Genomic DNA, 23,540 nt, shown 5'->3' with positions numbered 1-23,540 from the left:
CCTCACTCTTAATACCAATTACAAATCTAATTCTAATTCCACGAGGTTAGCGCTCGGAAGCGACACAGGAACATTAATTGGCTCAGTATCCGAATCTGACAGCGCAGGGCCGATCGACTCGTTAACCTGGATTTCGCCATTTTGCTCAGCATCCTGAGACTTGCTTTGACCAAAAACCATTGCCACCAGTACAAAAGCTGCGCCAATCAGACCGCGTACTCCCAGTTTCTCTCCCAACAGTAGAAACGAGAAAACCGCGCCAAAAATTGGCTCGAGCGTATACATTAGCGCCGTCTCATAAGCGTTAACCCATCGTTGAGCCACTACTTGGAGGACAATCGTGGCAGCAGTATCAAACAAACCCAGATATAACAGAACACCAAGGTTCGCGCTAATTGCTTCCTGTTGTGCAACCAGGTCTGGAGCGGCCCAAATTAAAGACACTATCGCTATCACCCAAAGCTGGATCGCGGCGAGTGGCAAAGTGGGGTGCCGCAACGTGATGGACTCAAGCTTCAGAATGTAAATTGAGTAGAGGAAAGCGTTGCCTAACATCAAGAAATCGCCGAGCACTAGCTGTTCGCTTTCCCAACACATCACTCCAACGCCACAGATGGCAAGTCCTGCGGCGAGGAAAGTTTTTAGGAATACCTGCCGACCCATCAGTTGCCCCAGCAGAGGAACTAGGATGACATTGAAACTGGCAATGAATGCAGCATGATTGGCCGAGGTAGTCTCAAGGGCAAATGTTTGCAGGTTGAGAGTAGTAAAAATTACCAATCCCAACAATAGTCCATCCCGTAGCAGGGAAAAATTAAGGAAGCGTAAATAGGGCGTAAACGGCAACGCCGCTATTACGAAGCGAGTTGCAAATATTGCAGAAGGAGAAAGACTGCTGAGAGTTCCCTTGAGAACCGGATAGCTCGTACCCCAGATGAGGGTGACGAGAAGCAACACTGTTATACCCCAAGCATGGAGATTGCTGGGCGATCTTTGAGAACCACTATTTAATTCTGTAGTCATTGAGCAGCCTAATCCACTAGCAATTGAACTAAATTTTGTGAGTTAACCGTAAAGAGGTTGACTAAAGGAGGAAATCTCAATATTTTAAAATCGACTGCCGCCTAAACTAGCGGGTGTTTCAGTTAGTTTCGACCTGACGACAACTCCTTTACAGCAGAAAGCCTTGGATTTGCTGGGGGTTTCGCTGATATTTTAGTCATGTATCGGTCAGTGGATCGATCGCGATCGCCCTACTGCCAGATAGTTTACATGGAACTTAACCCGCACGCGCGGTAAGTGCCGTTTAATTACCCTTTTAATAATCGCAAAAAAGAGTTTCGCGAGTATCTCTACCCGTCACGGGATTAGTACCTTTTGCCACTTGACAAAGTTTTTCTATCATATCGTCTCGCAGCAGTGTGTCTGTAAAATCAGCACCGTCAATGACAGCTCCTTCGAGTCTGGTATTGTAAGCGAAAGCACCCTCAAGGATCGCATTAGTTAAATTTGCTTTCATCATGCGAGCTAAATCTAAAGTAGCACCCGTCAAATTAGCGCCTTGTAAATTTGCCTCTTCCATATTTGCCGCAAAAAAGCTGACGCCGCGCAAATCTGCATCAGTAAAATTGCTGTTGCGAAGATTGGCTTTATTAAAACTGTCGTCAGTCAGAACTTTCCCACTAAAATCAGCGCCGACTAGGATTTCTTTGTCGCGATCCAAAGCGAAAGCAGGTGCGGGATTAATGGCGATCGCCCCAGCGGCAATTACTGCTAAAATAACAAAACTCAGCAAGAAAGTATAAATATGTTGGCGAATTCGAGAAATCATCATACAAGTTCAAGCTAATGGGCAGTTGTGACAGTTCTGACTTGAATTCTACCAGAAAGCGCGTCAAGCGTAGCTATCCCGTAGGGAATGGCCCGTTAGCGAAGCCCTCGAAGAGGATCGCCACGGCTGACTCCAATTCCCGCCAATCCCCAAACTCTCGGGATATCGGCACATTGGGAGAAAACTTAGTCGCCGAGTGGTTGCAGCAGCAAGGTTGGGAAATCTTGCACCGCCAGTGGCACTGTCGGTGGGGAGAGATTGACATCATCGCACTCGGAAGAGATGAAGAAAGTGCAAAAAACCGAGTTCTTCCCAACGATCGAGCCCCAACACTAGCATTTGTCGAGGTAAAAACTCGCCGCCCGGGAAATTGGGATGCTGGTGGAATGCTGGCTGTTAGCACAACAAAACAAGCCAAACTTTGGCAAACAGCCGAAATATTTTTAAGCACTCGTCCAGATTTAGCAAATAATTCTTGTCGCTTTGATGTCGCCTTGGTCAGGTGCGAACCTTCACGACCTAACACTAAAAAAATATTACCACCATTAACAGCAGCCAACTCTCAATCCGCCGTTGCAGGAAACTACCTGCTCACCCTGCAACAATACATTCGATCTGCTTTTAGCAATTAAAAATATATAATTAAAAATTAGAGGATAAAATCACAAATCAATGCCAGTAGGTAGTTTTTAATTATTAATTTCCCTAGAGAGTCGCGCATTTCTCTCTTCATCTTTAGCCGACGTGAAAAAAGCGTTCAATCTTCTCTCTCTCTCTCCTTTTCTCCCTTTCCCCCTGTGTCATAACACTTAATTTACATCAGTAGCAGTCTACGCAAGAGTTTCCGGGCAATATCCCAGGCCCTTGACAAACTGCTGGCGAAACGCTTCAATTTCCTTGCGGTCAGGGCTGCCGTGACAAACCACTGCCACCTGGTAGCGGCGCATCACGCTCAGCGGCGACTGTCCGGTTTCCAAACTCCAAAGTGCCATTTGCAAGCGAATTTCCGGATCGTAAGGAATCCCGAGTTCGTTCATAAAAGCCCGAAAATCCCCGTGCATTTCTGGAGTTAAATATTGGCTCATTTTCACCTTCACTACCCAGCCGTCAATTTGGTGAATAACAGTGATAAATTGCAAGGGAACATGACTAGCCGCGCGCAGGTAATCCACGACTCTCAGAGTGAGGCTAGTATTGGCGATGTAGTAGAGGTATTCCATAACTAATCCTTTGAGCAAAGCTGATGCTACACCTCTATCCTCGCGGGCTATACCCGCTACCACAAGGGGAAAAGCACCCGACTTTGGATGGGGGTTTTTACCCAATTTGTTACCTAGTTGACAGATTGACTTGATAGGAATTCACTCGATGACAGAGATTGACTGGTCTTTGGACGGCTACGACTACGAACTTCCGCCCTCGCGCATTGCCCAAAATCCCGCAGTGCCGAGGGATAGCTCTCGCTTGCTGGCTGTAGATTCTCTCAGCAGCCAGCAACACCGGATGTTCCGGGATTTGCCAGATTTGCTGGAACCGGGAGACTTGCTGGTACTCAACAACACCCGCGTCCTGCCGGCGAGGCTCTACGGGCGCAAACCCAACGGCCCGGCTGTGGAGATATTGTTGATGGAAGAACGGCAGCACAACTGCTGGCTGGCTTTGGTTAAACCGGGGAAACGCTTAAAGTTGGGATCGCAAATTGAGTTTGAGCCGATCGCCCGACCCTGTGAGGATTCTGCTGCCGATCCTTGCTGTTGCGTTCCCGAAGCGGAGGTGCTCGATCGTCGTCGATTGACTGCGACAGTTATAGAGAGGGACGAGGCAACAGGGGGACGGCTGCTGGAGTTTGACATCCCCACAGATGCGAGTCTGGTGAAGTTTTTGGACGAATACGGTCACGTACCCCTGCCGCCCTACATCGACAATTCCCAAGCTTCAGCGGAACAGTACCAGACTGTGTATGCCGATCGGCTCGGGGCGGTGGCGGCCCCGACAGCAGGCCTGCACTTCACCGAAGAGTTGTTCAGTCGCTTGCAGCAGCGGGGAATCGAAAAAACTTTTATCACCCTGCACGTTGGAGTAGGGACGTTTCGCCCGGTGGAGGTGGCAGACGTAACGGCTCACAAAATGCACGGCGAATGGGTGGAAGTTCCCGCCGCCACTGTCGAGAAAATCCGCGAAACTCAAGCCAGAGGCGGGCGGATCTTTGCCGTGGGTACAACAGCAGTGCGAGCTTTAGAGGGAGCGGCAGCCGCGAGCGGCGATTTTTCCTTGCAGCCTTTTTGCGGCCAGACAAATTTGTTTATATACCCTGGTTACAAGTGGCGGGTTGTAGAGGGGATGATTACCAATTTTCACTTGCCCCGCTCTACTTTGATGATGATGGTAAGTGCGATGATTGGAAGGCCTCGGCTGTTGGATTTGTACCGAGAAGCGATCGAGCATCAGTACCGCTTTTATTCCTTTGGCGATGCCATGCTGATTTTACCAACAGCAAAAAAGGATTGATCGATCGGGCATCGGGTTCGCCCCATGCCCGGTATTCCGTTTCTATTCTTCCTCCTCTTCTTCATTGCCGGGATACACGAAGCTGTTGGAACGCCCAGTCAAAACTGATTTGCCCAGAGACAGAGCTTTCTGAGCTGCCACTGCAGCTTTGCGCTTCCATGTGGCCTTACGCATATTTTTCTTAGATTTGGAGGTTTTCTTCTTGGGGACTGCCATGACGCTAAATACTTTCTGCTTGCTTATATAGACAAACAAACATTCTAGCCGATTTTGCCCAATGCTTACTCGAAAAACCGCAACAACTGCTCGGCAAGCAATATCAAGTAGTAGGGTGCGTCAGCGATTAGCTTCTGGAACAACAGACAAAATACCCAATTCTGACGCACCCGCAGCAGCTAAAGTTCGTGAAAGTGGTAGAGCACGACACCAGTTACTGAATCGTTCTCGATACTGACATAACCCGTTTTGAGCATTGCCGTGAAAGCTTCTTCCACTTCGGCAAAAGTAGCGCCGGTTGCCATCACCCCTTGGGTGACAGATAATCTTCCGTTCTTGGTGTAAGCTGCCTTCAGGAGTTTAACCCCTAACTGGTCGGGAGTTTGCTTGGGGTATGTCGCGGCGATCGCCCCGCTGATGGGATATAGCGGTATACCTTCGCGAGATACCCCGAGTTTGCCCCTGAGACTGGCATTGTGTTCGTCCACCATGTTCGGGAGTAGCAGCAAGTCAAACAATTGCCCGAACCCAAACAATCCAAAGGTAAACAGCCACAGCAAACCCGTACCAATCTTGCCGTTATAGAGGCGGTGGAGTCCGAATGGGCCGAAAAAACAAGCTGCCCATAAAAGGTAACTAACACCTAAATTGCTCATTTTCTGACCGTCCTGCCTGGTTATTCTAACTATTGGAGTCCCTCTCTACATTTTGTACTTTCTATTTGGTGTTTAAACAGCTTGACAGGTGAATTTATTTGTGCAGTATCCTATAAACTGACAAAAGGCAGAATTTTGTTTCTCAATACCTTCTCTCTCGAAGCCCATGAGTAATTTTGCGTAGCAATTCTTAACGCCAGCAACATATTTCCGCGGGCGAGAGCTTGGTAAACTGGAGGGCGTGGAAATTACAGCAGCTTTGACCTGGATTCCACACGCAGCGCCAAACCGATCGCGCCGCCAGCGCTGGCCGGACATACACGAGCGACGATCGCCCGCAGTACCCGACAATTGAAACAAGCGAGTAGTTATAAGCAGAAATCCAATAAACATATGGTAGATTCCCTCAAAAAACCCACTTTTGAAGAACTGCGGCCGGGAGTGAAAGCCCCAGCCAAAGAAACTATTCTCACGCCGAGATTTTACACAACAGATTTTGACGAGATGGCCAAAATGGACATCTCCGTAAATGAAGCCGAACTAGAAGCAATTATCCAAGAGTTCCGCGTTGACTACAACAAAAACCACTTCGTGCGGGATGCCGAGTTCGATCAATCTTGGGAACACATCGACGGGGAAAAGCGCCAGTTGTTCATTGAATTCCTGGAACGTTCATGCACCGCTGAGTTTTCTGGGTTCTTGCTTTACAAAGAATTGGGACGCAGGCTCAAAGACAAAAATCCAGTGCTCGCCGAGGGTTTCAACCTGATGTCGCGGGACGAAGCGCGGCACGCAGGATTCCTCAACAAAGCCCTGTCCGACTTTAATTTGTCCCTGGATTTGGGTTTCTTGACAAAGAGCCGCAGTTACACATTCTTTAAGCCGAAGTTTATTTTCTACGCGACTTACTTGTCGGAAAAGATTGGTTATTGGCGCTACATCACGATTTATCAGCACTTAAAAGCGCATCCTGAAGACCAGATTTATCCGATTTTCCGATTCTTTGAAAATTGGTGCCAGGATGAAAACCGCCACGGAGATTTCTTTGATGCGGTGATGAGAGCTCAGCCTCAGATGTTGAATGATTGGCGCGCTAAGCTTTGGTGCCGTTTCTTCTTGCTGTCAGTGTTCGCGACAATGTATCTCAATGATATCCAGCGCGCCGGTTTTTATCGATCGCTCGGACTCGATGCTCGCGAATACGACATTGAAGTCATCAAAAAGACCAACGAAACCGCAGGTCGCGTATTCCCCGTGATGCTGGACGTGAACAATCCAGAATTTTACGATCGGCTGGATATTTGCCTCAAGAACAATCAGAAGTTGACCGCAATTGTTGCTTCTAATACTCCGAAATTCTTGCAATTCTTCCAAAAATTGCCTTTGTATCTGTCGAACGGCTGGCAATTAGCGAAGCTGTACTTCATGAAGACGATTGAATCACCTTCAGTTGAGGGTGCAGTCCGTTAATTTTTGATTTTTCATCCTCTGTGACGGCGGTTCTGCGACAAGCGGAGCCGCTTTTTTTTGGTATCCAGATTAACCGCAAAAAGTTCTCGCCAGACTTACAGTCGCCCGGAATAGGAATTAATGCTGGTTTTTTTCATAAAATTTATCGCCATTCCCCCTGAAGCGTAAAAGCCGCCCAATAATAAGGAGAACGCCACTCTTCCTGCTTCAACATTTCCAGTTGCGCCGCCCTTAAAGCCGCCGCTGGCGTTAACCCTTTTTTCAGCATTCCCTGATAGAAACTCGACATTAGCGTAGCTGTTCCTTCATCATCCACATTCCACAAACTCACCACCACTCGCTGAGCCCCCGCATACATAAATCCCCGTGTCAATCCTACGATACCCTCGCCTTGAATGTTCTGCCCCATTCCGGTTTGACAGGCACTTAACACTACTAAATCTGCTGCTAATTTGAGATTGAAAATATCAGTAAGTCGCAGGAATCCGTTTAAAGGGTTGCCCTTTTCATCTACCAGTGACAAGATGATTCCTGATAGTTCCGGGTGAGTGCTATTCGCTAAACCGTGAGTGGCAAAATGAATGATTTTATATTGGCTTAAATTTGGGCTAGTTGCTGTGGCACGACTGGCTTCAAAATCCAAAAATTCAGTGCGAGAATTAGCCGGGAATAACGCTTGAATAATCTGAGATTCTTGGCGACTAAAATTTAAACGGTCAAACTGTCCGGTCTTATCGTCTCTGGCTCGACTTAAACCAGGATTTGCTGATTCTACCGCTTGCTGAGTGGTGACTGAAGAAGCGTTTTTAACTCGTTCATCCTTAGCGCTAAAAACTGGATCTGCCAGTATTGCTAAAGTCCGATTAGGAGGTTGTCGGTCACTGTAGTTTTCTCTTAAGATTCCCAAGGTGGAAGCGGAAGGCAGCAGCACTATTTCATGGTCTACTATTAAAGGCGGATTCGCATTTTCACCTGATTTTCCGGGGAGGGAAAGGGCAGCAAAGGGGAGGTAATTGAGAAGGCCATCGCCAACTATGAGCAGGCGCTTTTGACCGAGTTGGGCAGCAACGGGCTGTAAGATCATTTGACTGATAGCATCGTTGGCTTGGGCGATTTGATTGGGGTTGTCTCTGGAACTTGGAGCTGTGACAGCATCGCGGAATTTTCTGGCATTTGTCTCGATGTCGGCAGCTTTTGGTAATTCATAAGTGGTGATGCTGGTTTTGGTGACAGCCCAGAGATAGCTACGATCTTTCCCTAGAGAATACTGGAGTAAAATTGTCTGATCATCGAGGATTTGTTGTTGAATTTGTGCAAGCGTTAGAGGTTGCGGTTGGGTGAGGGCTGCGTACCGGGGGCTGGTGGCGCGAATTTGAGCTTGAATGTCTTGATATTGTCCTAGTAAAGTTTGCCGTTTTTGGTCTAATTCTGCTTGTTGTTCGGGGGTAGCATTGGGGCGACTTAGAACTTCGACTCGGCGTTTTTCCATTGCGTCGAGTTGTTGTTGTAAGCTGCGTTCTTTTTGCAGTAAATCTGGGGCGACACCTTGGCGAATATCGGCATTTGCTTCTTGAAGAAGTTCGAGGAGGCTACGGGCACGGGAACGTTCGCTGGCTTCAAAGGCTTTGGTATCATAACCAGATTTGGGTTGCGTTTTGTGCAGTTGCATTAACAGATCAATGTAGAACTGGTAATAGTTTTGTACGGTGGCAAAGTATGAGGTGCGGAGTTCTGGGCTGGCAATTTTGGTGCGGAGGTTTTCGATGATTTTGAGGGAGGCTTCAATCTCAGTGAGAGCTTCGTTAAGATTACCATAGTCACGTTTGATAGTAGCAATACTATAGAGGGTAAGAGCTTCTAAGGAGCGATCGAGGGTGGCTTGACTCAGAGGAAGGGATTGATTGAAATACTCTAAGGCTTTCTCTTGGTTTCCTAATTCTGCGTAGCTCCTGCCGATACCTATAAGGCTGTAGGCTTCTTTTTGCCGATCGCGTGCTTCCCGGCTCAAAGAAAGAGAGTGATTGTAATAGTTTAGGGCTTTTTGTTGGTCTTCTAATTCTGCGTATATGTTACCAATGCCAGTGAGGGTGCGAGCTTCTCCAGAGCGATCGCCTACTATTCGCTTGAGGATAAGGGATTGGTTAAAATATTCTAAGGCTTTCTCTTTGTTTCCTAATTCTAAGTAGGCAATGCCAATGCTGGTGAGAGTGGTTGCTGCTGAGGAGCGATCGCCTAGAGTCTGGAAAATTGCCAGGGACTGGCTGTAATACTCTAAAGCTTTCTGTTGGTCTCCCAATTCTGAGTAGACATGGCCAATGCTGATTAGAGTAACAGCTTGCCCAGAGCGATCGCCCACAGCTTGGCTGATGGGAAGAGACTGGCCGTAATGCTCTATGGCCTTCTGTTTTTCTCCCACTTCTGAATAGACAATACCTATGTAGTTAAGGGTACGAGCTTCTTGTTCGCGGTCACCTATAGCCCGGAACAATTTAAGGGACTGGTTGTAAAAGTCTAAGGCTGTTTGTTTCTCTCCCAATTCTGAGTAGACTCTACCAGCACAAATCAGGGCGAAGGCTTCAACAGAGCGATCGCCTGTTTCTCGACTGATGGGAAGAGATTGGTTGTAATAATCTAGGGCTTTCTGTTTCTCTCCCAAACCTGAATAGACATTGCCAACGACGATCAAGGTGAAAGCTTGCCAACGGCGATCGCCTATTTCCTGGCTCAAGGAAAAGGACTGATTGTAATACTCTAGCGCTTTCTGCTGTTCTCCAAATTCTGCGTAGATCATGCCAATACCTACAAGGTTGTAGGCTTCTTTTTGGCGATCGCCTATTACCCGGCTCAAAGAAAGGGACTGATTGTAATAGTCTAGGGCTTTCTGTTTTTCTCCTAAAAGTGAGTAGACTCTGCCGATGTTGGTGAGGGTGACAGTTTCCCCTGAACGATCGCCTACTGTCCGACTCAGGGGAAGAGACTGGCTGTAATAATCTAAAGCTTTCTGTTTTTCTCCCAAATCTGAGTATACTTTGGCGATGGTGTGGAGGGTGGTAGCCTCCCCAGCGCGATCGCCCGCTTCTCGATACAGCTTTAATGATTCTTCATATTTAGCGATCGCTTTTCTTAAAGATTCCGCCGTCCCTTGCTGGTAAAGTTGCCCTCCTTCTCTCAAAGCTCTTTCAGCAGCAGCAGTCGGGTTTCTCCCTCCCTGCTGCGATACTCCTTGACTAATTTTAATCGCGCTGGGTGCAGCCACCGCCGGGACTCCTAGCAAAATCAGAGCACTTAAAGCGAGTCCGTAACTCCCCCAAACCCAAAGCGTGATATTCATAAATACCTGCTCAAAGAAGACCTTGTTAACCGGTATCATAGTCGATCGCAGCTTATCAGGTGCGCTTTCCCTTCCTGCGTGCCGATTACATCGGGGGCATATTGTGCGATCCAGCCGCTGCACGTAGTGCCGCATTCTCCAAGCGCGATCGGCCGCATCGGATTTGCCTCGGCGAAGGTTAAAAGTCATAATTGTAATTTTTACGCTATTCTCAACTCAGTATTTTTAAATTAACGCTCCCAAACCTAGCATCTACTATTTTCTGATGTTTTATTAACCCCAACAAAAAACAATCCCACAAATCAATTTTTGTTTTTGCCCTGGGAATGCTCGGGGTGTTCCTCCTATCCTTAACTCTCCGCTTTTGGGAACTAGAGCGATTTAACACTTTAGTAGAAGAAGGAAGAAGGAAGACAGTTGACTGTTGACTGTTGGCTGTTGTTCATGACCAGCCCGATGCCCGTATAGGTTTTATCAGCAATTAATCCGACTTGATATCATAGCTGTTTTTCCTAAAATTTATCGCCATTCCCCCTGAAGCGTAAAAGCCGCCCAATAATAAGGAGAACGCCACTCTTCCTGCTTCCACATTTCCAGTTGTGCGGCCCTCAATGCTGCCGCTGGCGTTAACCCTTTTTGCAGCATTCCCTGATAGAAACTAGACATTAGCGTAGCTGTTCCTTCATCGTCCACATTCCACAAACTCACCACGACTCGCTGAGCCCCTGCATACATAAATCCCCGTGTCAATCCTACCATCCCCTCGCCTTGAACGATCTGCCCCATTCCGGTTTGACAGGCACTTAACACTACTAAATCTGCTGCTAATTTGAGATTGAAAATATCAGTAAGTCGCAGAAATCCGTTTAAAGGGTTGCCCTTTTCATCTACCAGTGACAAGATGATTCCTGATAGTTCCGGGTTAGTGCTATTCGCTAAACCGTGAGTGGCAAAATGAATGATTTTATATTGGCTTAAATTGTGACTGGTTGCTGCGGCGCGGCTGGCGGCAAAATCCAAAGATGCGGTGCGAGAAGTGGCAGGAACTAACGCTTGAATGATTTGAGCTTCTTGGCGAGTGAATTTTAAACGGTTCAACTGTATGTTATTGTCGCGGCTAGAGCGGCTTAAACCGAGATTTACTGATTCTATTGCTTGGGGATTGGCGCTATTAGACTGGGTTCTGACTCGTCGATCGTCAGCGCTAAAAACTGGATCGGCGAGCATTGCTAAAGTCCGAGTTGGGGGTTGTCTGTCATTGTAGTTTTTTCTTAAGATTCCCAAGGTGGAAGCGGAAGGCAGCAGCACAATTTCACGGTCTGCAATTAAAGGCTGATTCCGATTTTTACCGGGTGTTTCAGGGATTGAGAGGGCGGCAAAGGGGAGGTAATTGAGAATGCCATCGCCAACTATCAGCAGGCGTTTTTGAGCGAGTTGTGCTGCTACGGGCTGTAAAATAATTTGACTGAGCGTGTTGTTAGCTTCAGCAACTCGATCGGGAATTTTTCGGTAGCGCGGGTTAGTCACAGCATCGCGGAAATTGCGGGCGGCTTTTTCGATGTCGGCCCTAGCAGGCAATTCATAACTGGTGATACTGGTTTTAGTCACAGCCCACAGATAGCTGCGCTCTTTCCCTAAAGAATACTGGAGTAAAATTGTATTCTCATCGAGGATTTGTTGTTGAATCTGTGCCAGGGTTAAAGGTTGCGGTTGGGTGAGGGCGGCGTACCGGGGACTGGTGGAGCGGATTTGGGCTTGAATGTCCTGATATTGTGCTAGTAAAGTTTGGCGTTTTTGATCTAATTCTGCTTTTTGTGCGGGGGTTGAATTGGGGCTGCTTGTAGTTTCGATTCGCCGTGTTTCTAAGGCATCGAGTTGCTGTTGTAAATTGCGTTCTTGCTGCAATAATTCCGGGGCGACACCTTGGCGAATATCGGCGTTTGCTTCTTGAAGAAGTTCGAGGAGGCTGCGGGCGCGGGAGCGTTCGCTAGCTTGAAAGGCTTTAGTATCATAACCCGAATTTGGTTGCGTTTTGTGCAGTTGCATTAACAGGTCAATGTAGAACTGGTAATAGTCCTGCACGGTGGCAAAGTATGAGATGCGGAGCTCGTGGTTGGTGATTTTGGTGCGGAGGTTTTCGATGATTTTAATGGAGGTTTCAATGTCAGTGAGGGCTGCGATTAAATTGCCTCGATCGCGTTTTATATTAGCGATATTGTAGAGGGTGAGAGCTTCTCCAGGACGATCGCCCACAGCGCGAAACAGCGGCAGGGCTTGGTTGAAATATTCTTCTGCTTTCTGCAGTTTTCCCAATTCTGAGTAAGTAGTACCTGTATTGTTGAGGGTGAGGGCTTCTCCACGCCGATCGCCCGCTTTTTGTCTCAAATCGAGGGCTTGTTTGTAGTAGTCGAGGGCTGTTTGTTTTTCTCCCAAATCTGAATAGACTAAGCCAATATTGGTGAGGGTAGTTGCTTCCTTAGCCCGATCGCCCACAGCGCGGAATAAGGGAAGGGCTTGGTTGAAATACTCTTTTGCTTTCTGTTTTTCTCCCAAATCGCTGTAGGCTAAGCCGATGTTGTTGAGTGTGGTGGCTTCCGCAGTGCGATCGTCCAAAGGTGTGTCGCTGTTTGCGGGTAGGTTCGAGATGTTGCTGAGGTTGATACTTGCTTCAGGGCGATCGGCCATTTCCCGAATTAGGGAAAGGACTTGGTTATAGTAGTCGATGGCTTGCTGTTTCTCTCCCAAAGCATAGTATACAGCGCCGATATTGTTGAGGATGACGGCTTGTTTAGGGCGATCGGCTGCTGTCTGATTCCAAGAAAGGGCTTGCTTGTAGTAGTTCAGGGCTTGCTGTCTGTCTCCTAATCTATTAGTAATGAAGCCCATTTGATGCAGCGTGTAAGCTTCCTTCTCCCAATTTCTAAGCATTTGATAAAGCGAACGCGCTGCATCAAACTTTTGCAAGGCTTCCTGGTAAGATGCTGCTGTTTCTTGAGCGAATAATCCCCTAGCTTCCTGAATCAATCGCTCGGCTTCATCTGTTTTTTGATTTAATAGTTGTTTGTTTTTCTGAATTAATCGATCGGCTTCCCCATCCGGGATTTGATTTCTACTGAGATCGAGGGTTGTCAGATTTACCAATCCCGCTAAAGGTTTGATATCTGCGATTTGATTGCTACTGAGGTCTAGGGCGGTCAGATTTGTCAATCCCGCTAAAGGTTTGACATCTGCGATTTGATTTGATGCGAGGAAAAGCAGTATCAGATTGGTCAATCCCGATAATGGTTTGACATCTGCGATTTTATTGCCACTCAAATAAAGAAAATTTAACTCAGTCATTCTCGATAAAGGTGTCACATCTACAATTTGATTAGATGCGATGGACAGCCCTGTTAGATTAGTCAATCCAGCTAAAGGTTTTACATCTGCGATTTGATTGGCTTCGAGGAAAAGCTCTGTCAGATTAGTCAGTCCCGATAATGGTTTCACGTCTGAGATTTGATTGAAATTGAGGACGAGAGATCTCAGATTAGTCAGTCCCGATAAGGGTTGCACATCTGTTATTTGATTTAAACTGAGGTTAAGCTTTCTCAGATTGGTGAATTTTGATAATGGTTTGATATCGACTATTTGATTGCGAATTAGGGAAAGTTCTGTGAGATTAGTCAGTGTTTTTTGAGCGCGATCGCACTCTTGTGTTTTCGCTTTTGATAGCAACACCTCCACCGTATGTCTGGCTTCAGGGGTCAAATTCTCTTTGTTGGTACAGAAATCAGCAAAACTTTCAAATGTCTGGGGATTTGGCGCGGCGGCAGATCCCATCAGGATAGTCGCACCTACAGCTAAGCCCCAACGCCCCCAAGTCGAAAGTATGAGATTCATAAACACTCGCTCAAAAAATACCTGATTAGCTGCTATCATAATCTATCGCACATTGTGATGCGCGCTTTTCCTTCCGGCTTGCCAATTAGATGGAGAGCATTTGGTGAAACAATAGTCGCTACTGCTTCTCGCTGCACTCTCCAAGCATTATTAGAAACCGGGTTTAAGAAACTGGCTTTTTCCAAAAAACCCGGTTCCTCATGAAAAATTCGGTTTCTGCACAAGTCCTATTTTACGTTACTCTCAACTCAGACATTTAAAATTAGCGATTGCACTCAAATTTAGGATCTATTATTTGCTGCTGTTTTATGAAAATCAAGAAAAAACAATTTAACCGATCGAACGTTATTTTCTCCATAGGAATGCTAGGTGTGCTCCTCTTGTCCTTAACTTTACGCTTTTGGGAACTAGAGCGATTTAACACTTTAGTATTTGACGAGGTTTATTACGCTAAATTTGCCAACAATTATCTCACAAAAACTCCTTTTTTCAACGCCCACCCGCCTCTGAGCCAGTACATAATTGCGATCGGCATTTGGATCGGAACTCACCTTCCCTTCGGAAAAACCGCCGTCAACAGTATGGCTGGTTCCCTGCTTTCCCCTTGGGATTACCGCTGGCTGAATGCTCTCACGGGTTCCTTTATTCCGCTAGTTGTAGGAGCGCTGGCTTATCAGCTAGTTCCGCGCCGCACCTTTGCTTTTATTGCTGCTTTATTTATCGCCTGCGACGGTCTGTTTTTAGTTGAGTCTCGCTACGCGCTGAACAACATTTATCTAGTTTTGTTGGGAATTTTAGGTCAGTTATTTATTTTAAAATCCGTAGAAGCAGAAGGCAAAAAGCGCTGGCTTTTGCTGGTTCTCGCCGGTACTGGCTTCGGCGCATCTGCGGCTATCAAATGGAACGGATTGTGGTTTCTTTTCGGTACTTATATAATTTTAATCTGTGCTTGGGCAATTCGTTTTATCCAGGGTAACAGAGGAAATGAAGAACAAAGCCGCGAGGTAGATTCACCTCTAATTCCTGCCGAAAGTCCCGTACAAAAACTGACGAAACTCAATTTTATAGAACTCTGCTTGAGTCTAGCTATTATTCCTATTATAGTTTACAGCATCTCTTGGATTCCTCACCTGTACTTTAATCCAACTCCCAATTTCTGGCAGATGCAAACGGAAATTTTGACTTATCACCAGCGGATTAAAAGCGGCCCCGACGTGCATCCTTACTGTTCCGCGTGGTACGGTTGGCCGTTGATGCTGCGCCCGATAGTTTACTTCTTCAAAAAAGCTAGCAACAATGCACAACCAGATCCCGTTTTGCCGCCTTTGCCTGAAGGTGCAACAGAGGTAATTTTTGACGTTCACGCAATGGGAAATCCCTTCCTTTGGTGGCTGTCAACCTTAGCTTTACTGCTAGTAATAGGAGTTTTAGTTCACCGGATTTCGGTGTGGCTGCAAACGCGCAGCGAGGCTTCTGCTGACACGATAGAACAGCAGCGGCCGATTTTATTTCCGCCGACTGCCCAAATGTGGCTGGCGTTATATTTAATAGTTAATTGGGCTGCTAATTTGCTGCCTTGGATGAAGGTGACTCGCTGCATATTTTTGTACCATTATATGGGCTGTTCTGTGTTTGCAGCTTTAGCATTGGCGTGGTGGGTTGACAGGTGGCTGCACAGCCCTCAAACTCGACTCCGAGGGATGGGGGTAACAATTATTTTTCTGGTTTTGAGTGCTTTTATTTTCTGGATGCCTATCTATTTGGGACTGCCTTTATCGCAGTGGGAATTCAATATTCGGATGTGGCTGGCGTCTTGGGTGTAAGTTAGAAATAATTCTTTTATTAACGGGTTCTCCGGCCCGTGAAGCGAGAAAATTAAGTTTTGTGGAACAGGTCGGAAAGCCTGTTCCTAACCAAGGTGCAAGATGTAAGTTATAACCTTTATGACAAAGGTGAGTTTGCAAAAGCGAGCATTATTTTTGATAGAGTGCTCGATAAACTGGTTCGCCGCGTTTGAGAGTAGCGATTTCTCTTTCAGTAGGAACAGGTAGGGGATTTTCGGCTAGCCAGTTGTCACCGTTTTGACGTTTAAAACTGGGATGAGATGAAAAGCGATCGCACATTTCCCTTTCTACTTCCTCAATATCTGACTGAATAAAAACTTCACCGCCAACTGCTAGATAAGTTGCCAATTCGTTGACTAATTCCTGCTGCACCACCCGACGTTTGTGGTGCTTTTTCTTGAACCAGGGATCGGGAAACTGAATGCTAACTCGCTGCAAAATACCTGCGGGTAAAGTTTCTAAAATTGGTTTAAGGGAACTATTAGCATTGCAAAACAAATAGTGCAAATTTGTCAAGCCTTTTTCGTCCCGCCAAAGATTCGCCTCTTCTACCAGAGGTTCCCGAATTTCTAATCCGAGAAAGTTCCAGTCTGTTTGGATTTGCGCCATGTGCCACAAAAACCTTCCTCTGCCGCAGCCGATATCTAAATGCAGCGGTAAATTTAAGTCGGCATAGATTTTAGTCCAATCCGGGGGATTTGCAGATGCTTGATATCTAATTGATAGGGGATTGACGTGTTCCCGCACTCTTACTCTTGCCAATTTTGCTGTCTCCTGAATGTAATTTTGAACCGCTGATGAAGGCAGATTAACGCGGATTAACGCAGATAAATATTGATGTTTGCGATGTTGTTCAATACTTTTTAATTAATGAGCAATTAAAAATTCTCCCTCGGCTATTTTTAATTGCTCATTATTGCATTAGGCTTCTGGTTCAATGCCTGCTGCTCTTAATTGTGCGGCCAATCTTTGCGATCGTTCTCGTTCTTGTTCGGCCCGTTCTCGTTCTTGTTCGGCCCGCTGTTGAGCGAGATCCCTTTGCTGCCGTTCCCTTTCTACCATTTCTGCTCCCCACAATAACATCTCGCCACTTTCATCCCACCACCGCAACCAATATCCGGTTCTTTCGGCTTTTGTTCCCTGCCAAACACCCAGAAATAACCCAACTCCTGAAATCCAATAACGGCCGAAAGCATCGGGTGGTTGTACTTCATACTTTCCTGATGAATCCAAGTAGTAGACTTCTAACACTCCGGCGGCTGGTTCAAAAAGTGCATAGACTGGCACTCGCAATACTTGTTCGTAAAAAAACCATTTTCCAGGTGGATAAGTTTGTTTACTAGAATATTCATCGTTGGCAGTAGCGGACAAAAATTCCATCACGATCGCCGGAATTTCCCCTTCTAAGTTGGGAGTGTAACTGCGGCGAATTTCTTGACTAGAAAGCGGCTGGACATTGCGGGCATAAAACCAATCTGGAGCTTTGATAACTAGCTTGCCGTTTAATGTAGCGCAAATTCCCATGTTTGGGGCAACTAATATTCCTGTTACAATTAGCCCTGCGATTTCTAAAATTTCGCGCAAGGCGGCGGCTAGCAAGGGTTGGTCGATATTTTCCACTGGTTCCTCGTCTAAAATGAAGTCGTCTGGCAATTTTTCCCAGGTAATTTTTAAGTCTGCTGTAGGGGCTGTCACGGTATTTTACCTCTTACTAAGACTGCTGGAGCGCGGTTTGCAATACTTCGCGATGAAAGAGCGATCGCTCTACTATAAATTTTATCCTGTCTGGCGATAAGGCGTCGCCGTTAGCATAGTGTTCCATCCAGGTTTTGCTGATTAAATAAGGATCGTCTGGCAATTCTGATAATAAGTATCCCGGCATTTCTAGCTCTTCCATTAACTGGCTGACTTTGGGATCGTAGCTGAGGGCAAAACAGCGGCATTCTTCGGATGCGGCCATAATTAAACTGTGGTAGCGCATCCCGATCGCCATTTCGACTCCCCGGAACACTCCTTTCAATTTTCTCGGATCGTCTAAACTGAGGATGCGGCTCCTTTTGGGCAGCGCTTCGTGCAAATGTTGGGCAATTTCTAAGTCGTGAGATGCTTGAAAAGGCAGCAGCAAAATTAAGGTGCGAGTTGCTTTTTGAAAGTCAACTAAAGCTTGAGTTAAGATTGACAAACGCGCGGGAGTTAGTGTAGAGTGAGAACGCAAACAAACAGCCACTCTGGGCGCAGGTAAATCCCACAAACCGGACACGGGAGAATTCTCCAAAGCCCACACGGGATCGGGCGCTAAAGTAAAGGGAATTTGCCAATCTGCAAGTAAAGTAGCTGAGCCTTTATCCCGCACGCTGACGGCGGTGCATCCAGCAAAACAGCGCTGAGATAACTTGCGAGTGATTTCGCGCTTCAAAGGCCCAATTCCCTGGGCCCAGGCAACAGTTTTTAAGCCCATCCGCTGCGCTATTCCCATCAAACCACCATAATAGAAAGGGCTAGCTATGCTAGTAGCGTCTTGGATTAAACTGCCGCCGCCCCAGATTAGGGCGTCGGAGGTGCGGAGTGCTTCGAGAACTTGAAACGCATTCATCCGATCGCGCGCAGCTACCCCGTACCGCTGATTTGTCTCGACAGGATTGCCAGACAGGACGATCGGCGTCACGCCATCTGGTAACATTTGCAGTAGCGATGCCAACAGCGCCTCGTCGCCGCCGTTGCCTTTACCGTAATAGCCGCACAAAATTGCTCGCATTTCTACTCTTTTCTTTCTTTGTAATGGGGAATCTAACGATTTTAGATTTTAGATTTTAGATTTTAGATTTTTTTGATATTTGAGATTTGATCCTACTACCAAAAAAATGCTACTGTCAGCAAGCTTCAAGGCTTTACGTCATCATTCAGCTCAAATCGCAAATCTAATAAAATCTCAAATCGCAAATCTAAAATTGTATGACCAGCCCAAAAACAGGTACAAGCCCCGACTTAAGTCGTGGATGCTTCTAAAATTTTAGACCAAAGCTCAAGCTCCAAGATTTATCTGTGGAGTAAATCTAAAATCTAAAATCTAAAATCTAAAATCTAAAATCGACTGACTCATCATACTTTATATGACAGTTGCGTAAGTCCCGATCGATAAATCTTTCATCTTCGTTCACAATACAAAAAATGCACGCTTTGTCAATTCCCACCTGGATTATTCACGTCTCTAGCGTCGTCGAGTGGATTGCCGCCATCTGGTTAATTTGGACTTACGGCGAAGTCACTCAAAACCGAGCTTGGTGGGCCCTTTCCGCCGCAATGCTGCCCGCTCTTGTCAGCGCTATGTGTGCCTGTACATGGCACTATTTTGACAACTCCCCAGCCCTAGAATGGCTCGTTACCCTGCAAGCGGCGATGACTCTCATCGGCAATTTTACTCTGTGGGCGGCGGCTTGGTGGATTTGGCGATCGGCTCAACCCGCCGAAAAAATTTAAAGATTAAAAAAAGGAGAAATTAAGTGAAAAATAGCACTATTTGCGTAAAATTTGCGGCAAGTTTGCTTTTGTTGACAGCCGGATTTTTGCTTCCCAGCAAAGCCAGCAATATTCCCGTACAAGTCGCCCAACAACCTAACTGCAAAAGTCCTCAAACCACGCTTGACATGAATATGTGTTCTAGTCAAGAGTTTGAGGCTGCCGACAAAAAGCTCAATCAACTCTATCAGCAACTGCAAGCAAAAATCAGCAGTAGACAAAAGCAGAGATTGACGGTGGCACAGCGTACTTGGATCAAATTTCGAGATGAAAATTGTGATTATGCAAAAGGGCAGTTTGAAGGCGGTAGTTTGGCTGCTTCTACCTACGGTTATTGCAGGGCTAGAGTGACGCAAGAACGCATTAAAGATTTGGAAAGTTATTTGAAACAAGCAAATTTGTAAAAATTCTTTGTGGCGCAGGCGGGACGCCTGTATTTGTGGCACAGGCGTCCCGCCTGTGTTCGTAAAAAAATCTAATTCACCAATCTTTCAGAATTGCAACGCCACAGAATTAGTAGCAATTAAACCTGCCTCAATCAACAATACATCGAGACTGTCAACCAGTCCATCAAGACAATGTAAAATTTGGCGATCGCCCGCCGGTAACGAAATAGAATTAGTTAGACTGTGAATTTGGCTCTCCAAATTTTCAGGCAATTTTGAGCACAAAGCTGTTGCCCTTTCTACCAGACGTTTTTCGCCCGGATGAGGGATAGAATTAACAGCAAAAACAATATCAAAATAACTGCCTAAAAAAGCGGCTGTTCGATGGATAATACTTACTGAATCGCGGCGCAAAACAGCGGATTCTAGCTGGTGGCGAAATGAAAAAATCAGGTGGCGCAAAATCGGATAATTTTTGGCAATTATGGCTTGACGGAGTTGTTCTGGATAAGGTCGATCGACATTTGCTTGCAATTGCTGAAACCAACCGTCTCTGTCATACAATGATACTGAGGTGAGAACGTTCCACCAAAAACAGGTTGAATAACCTACTGATGCTTGATATTTGACCAGGACGCGATCGAGTTGTTCTTCGATCCATTCGGGCTGGCGGTACATAATATCTATACCGCAGCCAGTGTTAATATCTATCCACTCGTCCCCCGGTTCCCAAAATTGATTGTTGATTGCGATGCGATCGGAAAATTGTCTCGCTATCGCCTCCCGTATGTCAACTGGAATTTCCTCTTTAACATATACGTAAAAATCAAAATCCGACGACTCATCCGTAACTGTAGTTGTTCGAGAACCTGCTAAAACTACGGCTACCACTTGAGGCAAACTGCTAAACTGCTCGCCAATAGTTTGAGCCAGCGGTGGAATTTCTTTGAGTTCGATTCGATAATTGTGCAGCATTTAATTACTTGCTTTTGAGCCGACAAAAGCTACAGCAAATTCTTAACTTTAGCACTCAACATTTTAGCGCATAACTTTTAATTTATAACTTAAATTTGATAATTTTTAACAAATCGGGCGCAGGCGAACTGATGCGCGATAGCATCAGCGCCCCAGCACGAATTAGCCCAAAAGAAGTAATATACAGTTTTGTTTTTTATTTTATCTTTCCCAACGCCGATGGTGTACAATCTAAAATCTAAAATCTAAAATCTAAAATCGCCATGTCTTTCGTTGGTTTGCACATTCACAGCGATTATAGCTTACTAGATGGGGCGTCTCAGCTACAGCAGCTCGCAGAACGGGCGGTGGAATTGGGGATGCCCGCGATCGCCCTTACAGACCACGGGGTGATGTACGGGGCGATCGAACTAATCAAAGTTTGCCGAAATAAAAATATCAAGCCGATTATTGGCAATGAAATGTATGTCGTCAACGGCGACATTGAAGTAAAAGTTAGAGGTAGAAGAAAATACCATCAAGTTGTTTTAGCTAAAAATACCCAAGGTTATAAAAACCTCGTCAAACTCACCACAATTTCCCATTTAAAGGGAATGCCAGAAAGAGGTATTTTTGCCCGACCCTGCATCAACAAAGAACTGCTAAAACAATACTCCGAAGGTTTAATTGTTACCAGTGCTTGTTTGGGCGGGGAAGTTCCCCAAATGATTCTGCAAAACAAGCTAGATGCTGCCCGTGAAGTAGCCACATGGTATAAAGAAGTATTTGGGGAAGATTACTATATAGAAATTCAAGACCACGGTTCCCCGGAAGACCGGATTGTTAATGTTGAAATCGTCAAAATTGCCCGCGAACTCAACATTAAAATAATTGCCACCAATGATTCTCACTATATTTCCTGCAACGACGTAGAAGCACACGATGCTTTGCTGTGCATTAACACCAACAAACTGATTGAAGAAGACAAGCGGATGCGCTACAGCGGCACTGAATATCTTAAGTCTGCGGAGGAGATGGCGCAACTGTTTCGAGACCATTTGGATGATGAAACAATCAAAGAGGCGATCGAAAATACCCTAGAGGTCGCAAATAAAGTATCGAGATACGAACTCACAGGAGAAGCTCGAATTCCCACAATTCCAATTCCCCCAGAACATACAGCCGATACTTATGTAGAAGAAATATCCTGGCTGGGACTGTTAGAACGGCTCAAAGCCCGCACCAGAAATGAAATACCCCCCATTTACAAACAAAGACTAGAATACGAACTGAAAATGCTTCAGCAAATGGGCTTTTCGGAATACTTTTTAGTAGTTTGGGACTACATAAAATATGCTAGAGACAACGATATTCCAGTAGGGCCAGGACGCGGTTCAGCCGCAGGTTCTCTAGTTGCCTACGTCCTCAAAATCACCAATATAGACCCCGTACACCACGGACTACTATTCGAGCGATTTCTCAATCCAGAACGGAAATCTATGCCAGATATTGATAGCGATTTCTGCATAGAAAGGCGAGACGACATGATTAAATACGTTACTGAAAAATACGGTAGCGACCGCGTAGCGCAAATTATTACTTTCAACAGAATGACATCAAAAGCTGTCTTGAAAGATGTAGCCAGGGTGTTAGGTATTCCCTACAAAAAAGCCGATGAAATGGCAAAATTAATTCCAGTGTCCCGGGGGAAACCGGAAAAACTTAAAGTGATGATTTCCGATGAAACACCTGCACAGGAATTTAAAGAAAACTATGAAAAGACAATTTGCATCAATGAAGAAACAGGAACAGAAGTCCCTGTTCGTCAGTGGATTGACATGGCAATTCGCATTGAAGGAACCAACAAAACCTATGGCGTTCACGCGGCAGGTGTGGTAATTTCTTCAGAGCCGTTGGATGAAATTGTACCGCTGCAAAAGAATAATGATGGCGCTGTGATCACCCAATATTTCATGGAAGATTTGGAATTTTTGGGGCTGTTGAAAATGGACTTTTTGGGATTGAAAAATTTAACAACGCTCCAGAAAACTGTTGATTATATTCAGCAAACCCAAAATCTAATTGTCGATCCAGAAATGCTACCTTCTGATATAGAGCGCCGAGCTCAAGAGACTTTTGGCAGAATCAAAAAGTTACCCGATGATGTAGATAAAACATATAAACTTTTAGAAAGAGGAGATTTAGAAGGTATTTTTCAGTTAGAATCATCTGGAATGCTGGATGTAGTGAAAAAACTCAAACCTTCCTGTCTGGATGATATTTCTTCTATTTTGGCACTTTACCGACCCGGGCCGCTGGATGCAGGTTTGATTCCTCAGTTTATTGACTGCAAGCACGGTAAAACAGTTGAGTACGATCATCCGCTATTAGAACCGATTTTAAAAGAGACTTACGGAACGCTTTGCTTTCAAGAGCAAATTATGCGGATGGCTCAAGATTTGGCGGGCTATTCTTTGGGGCAAGCTGACTTGCTGCGGCGCGCAATGGGCAAGAAGAAAGCTGATGAAATGCAGAAGCAAAAAGAAACGTTTATCGACGGCGCAACTAAGAATGGAGTCAGTCAAAGAATTGCTGATAAACTGTTCGCGCAGATGCTACAATTCGCGGAATATTGCTTGAGCTATGACACGAAGATATTGACGGTGGAATATGGGCCCATGGCTATTGGCAAAATCGTTGAGGAAAAAATTGAATGTACTGTTTATAGTGTTGATAGCAACGGTTATATTTATACACAGTCAATTGCACAGTGGCATCGCCGGGGGCAGCAGGAGGTCTTTGAGTATTGCCTGGAAGATGGCTCGATAATTCGCGCCACAAAAGATCACAAGTTTATGACTGTTGGCGGTCAAATGCTGCCCATTGACGAAATCTTTGAACAAGGATTAGACTTAAAACAAATCAACTCTAGCTCAGATATATAAA

General features: G+C 45.8%; 19 protein-coding genes. 7 read left to right on the top strand and 12 right to left on the bottom strand.

What is annotated here, in order from left to right; translation table 11 throughout:
* Window positions 1-18 precede the first annotated feature (18 nt).
* On the bottom strand, window positions 19-1,023 hold the full coding sequence (locus QUA80_RS17975) for a DMT family transporter (RefSeq protein WP_333426480.1): 1,005 nt from the start codon (window positions 1,021-1,023) through the stop codon (window positions 19-21).
* 295 nt (window positions 1,024-1,318) lie between these two features.
* On the bottom strand, window positions 1,319-1,834 hold the full coding sequence (locus QUA80_RS17970) for a pentapeptide repeat-containing protein (protein WP_333426479.1): 516 nt from the start codon (window positions 1,832-1,834) through the stop codon (window positions 1,319-1,321).
* A gap of 14 nt (window positions 1,835-1,848) precedes the next feature.
* Here QUA80_RS17970 and QUA80_RS17965 point away from each other — a divergent pair, with 14 nt between their 5' ends.
* The gene (locus QUA80_RS17965) at window positions 1,849-2,463 is read left to right on the top strand and encodes a YraN family protein (RefSeq protein WP_333426478.1); all 615 of its coding nucleotides are present in this window, start codon (window positions 1,849-1,851) and stop codon (window positions 2,461-2,463) included.
* A gap of 198 nt (window positions 2,464-2,661) precedes the next feature.
* On the opposite strand, the gene QUA80_RS17960 is transcribed toward QUA80_RS17965, so the two are convergent.
* On the bottom strand, window positions 2,662-3,051 hold the full coding sequence (locus QUA80_RS17960) for a hypothetical protein (protein ID WP_333030966.1): 390 nt from the start codon (window positions 3,049-3,051) through the stop codon (window positions 2,662-2,664).
* A gap of 148 nt (window positions 3,052-3,199) precedes the next feature.
* Between QUA80_RS17960 and queA the strand changes: the two genes are divergently transcribed.
* Window positions 3,200-4,339 (top strand): tRNA preQ1(34) S-adenosylmethionine ribosyltransferase-isomerase QueA, encoded by a 1,140-nt coding sequence (queA, locus tag QUA80_RS17955; protein ID WP_333426477.1) that lies wholly within the window; start codon window positions 3,200-3,202, stop codon window positions 4,337-4,339.
* Window positions 4,340-4,381: 42 nt separating this feature from the next.
* Here the strand turns inward: queA and rpmF are convergent, their stop codons facing one another.
* Both rpmF and QUA80_RS17945 read right to left on the bottom strand, forming a co-directional pair.
* Complete coding sequence (rpmF, locus tag QUA80_RS17950) at window positions 4,382-4,555, bottom strand: 50S ribosomal protein L32 (protein ID WP_015176601.1); 174 nt, start codon at window positions 4,553-4,555, stop codon at window positions 4,382-4,384.
* A 179-nt stretch (window positions 4,556-4,734) separates the two neighbouring features.
* On the bottom strand, window positions 4,735-5,211 hold the full coding sequence (locus tag QUA80_RS17945; RefSeq protein WP_333426476.1) for a TM2 domain-containing protein: 477 nt from the start codon (window positions 5,209-5,211) through the stop codon (window positions 4,735-4,737).
* 393 nt (window positions 5,212-5,604) lie between these two features.
* On the opposite strand from QUA80_RS17945, the gene acsF reads away from it, so the two are divergent.
* Window positions 5,605-6,681 (top strand): magnesium-protoporphyrin IX monomethyl ester (oxidative) cyclase, encoded by a 1,077-nt coding sequence (gene acsF, locus QUA80_RS17940; RefSeq protein ID WP_015176603.1) that lies wholly within the window; start codon window positions 5,605-5,607, stop codon window positions 6,679-6,681.
* Between the two features lie 142 nt (window positions 6,682-6,823).
* Here the strand turns inward: acsF and QUA80_RS17935 are convergent, their stop codons facing one another.
* The 3 genes from QUA80_RS17935 to QUA80_RS17925 form a co-directional block, all read right to left on the bottom strand.
* A complete protein-coding gene (locus QUA80_RS17935; protein WP_333426475.1) occupies window positions 6,824-10,201 on the bottom strand; it encodes a tetratricopeptide repeat protein in 3,378 nt (1,125 codons plus the stop codon).
* A 330-nt stretch (window positions 10,202-10,531) separates the two neighbouring features.
* Window positions 10,532-13,933, bottom strand: coding sequence for a CHAT domain-containing protein (locus tag QUA80_RS17930; RefSeq protein WP_333426474.1), 3,402 nt, complete (start codon window positions 13,931-13,933; stop codon window positions 10,532-10,534).
* Entirely contained in the window at window positions 13,930-14,079 is a 150-nt protein-coding gene (locus tag QUA80_RS17925) for a hypothetical protein (RefSeq protein WP_190274399.1), read from the bottom strand. Before QUA80_RS17925 ends, QUA80_RS17930 begins: the two co-directional genes overlap by 4 nt.
* A gap of 186 nt (window positions 14,080-14,265) precedes the next feature.
* Here QUA80_RS17925 and QUA80_RS17920 point away from each other — a divergent pair, with 186 nt between their 5' ends.
* The gene (locus QUA80_RS17920) at window positions 14,266-15,717 is read left to right on the top strand and encodes a dolichyl-phosphate-mannose--protein mannosyltransferase (RefSeq protein ID WP_445302257.1); all 1,452 of its coding nucleotides are present in this window, start codon (window positions 14,266-14,268) and stop codon (window positions 15,715-15,717) included.
* A gap of 150 nt (window positions 15,718-15,867) precedes the next feature.
* On the opposite strand, the gene trmB is transcribed toward QUA80_RS17920, so the two are convergent.
* The 3 genes from trmB to csaB form a co-directional block, all read right to left on the bottom strand.
* Window positions 15,868-16,500, bottom strand: a complete 633-nt coding sequence (gene trmB / locus QUA80_RS17915) for a tRNA (guanosine(46)-N7)-methyltransferase TrmB (protein ID WP_333426472.1) — start codon at window positions 16,498-16,500, stop codon at window positions 15,868-15,870.
* Window positions 16,501-16,659: 159 nt separating this feature from the next.
* A complete protein-coding gene (locus QUA80_RS17910; RefSeq protein ID WP_333426471.1) occupies window positions 16,660-17,433 on the bottom strand; it encodes a Uma2 family endonuclease in 774 nt (257 codons plus the stop codon).
* A gap of 16 nt (window positions 17,434-17,449) precedes the next feature.
* Entirely contained in the window at window positions 17,450-18,493 is a 1,044-nt protein-coding gene (csaB, locus tag QUA80_RS17905) for a polysaccharide pyruvyl transferase CsaB (RefSeq protein WP_333426470.1), read from the bottom strand.
* Window positions 18,494-18,906: 413 nt separating this feature from the next.
* On the opposite strand from csaB, the gene QUA80_RS17900 reads away from it, so the two are divergent.
* Both QUA80_RS17900 and QUA80_RS17895 read left to right on the top strand, forming a co-directional pair.
* Window positions 18,907-19,215, top strand: a complete 309-nt coding sequence (locus QUA80_RS17900) for a DUF2499 domain-containing protein (RefSeq protein ID WP_333426469.1) — start codon at window positions 18,907-18,909, stop codon at window positions 19,213-19,215.
* Between the two features lie 23 nt (window positions 19,216-19,238).
* Entirely contained in the window at window positions 19,239-19,658 is a 420-nt protein-coding gene (locus QUA80_RS17895; protein WP_333426468.1) for a lysozyme inhibitor LprI family protein, read from the top strand.
* Window positions 19,659-19,745: 87 nt separating this feature from the next.
* On the opposite strand, the gene QUA80_RS17890 is transcribed toward QUA80_RS17895, so the two are convergent.
* A complete protein-coding gene (locus QUA80_RS17890; protein WP_333426467.1) occupies window positions 19,746-20,615 on the bottom strand; it encodes a DUF4037 domain-containing protein in 870 nt (289 codons plus the stop codon).
* A gap of 263 nt (window positions 20,616-20,878) precedes the next feature.
* Here QUA80_RS17890 and QUA80_RS17885 point away from each other — a divergent pair, with 263 nt between their 5' ends.
* Window positions 20,879-23,539: a DNA polymerase III subunit alpha gene (locus QUA80_RS17885; RefSeq protein WP_333426466.1), complete on the top strand. Its 2,661-nt coding sequence runs from the start codon at window positions 20,879-20,881 to the stop codon at window positions 23,537-23,539.
* The last annotated feature ends 1 nt before the right edge of the window (window position 23,540 follow it).

The sequence above is a fragment of the Microcoleus sp. F4-D5 genome, from assembly GCF_036704885.1.
GTDB lineage: Bacteria > Cyanobacteriota > Cyanobacteriia > Cyanobacteriales > Microcoleaceae > Microcoleus.
This window is presented reverse-complemented; position numbering and strand designations above follow the sequence as displayed.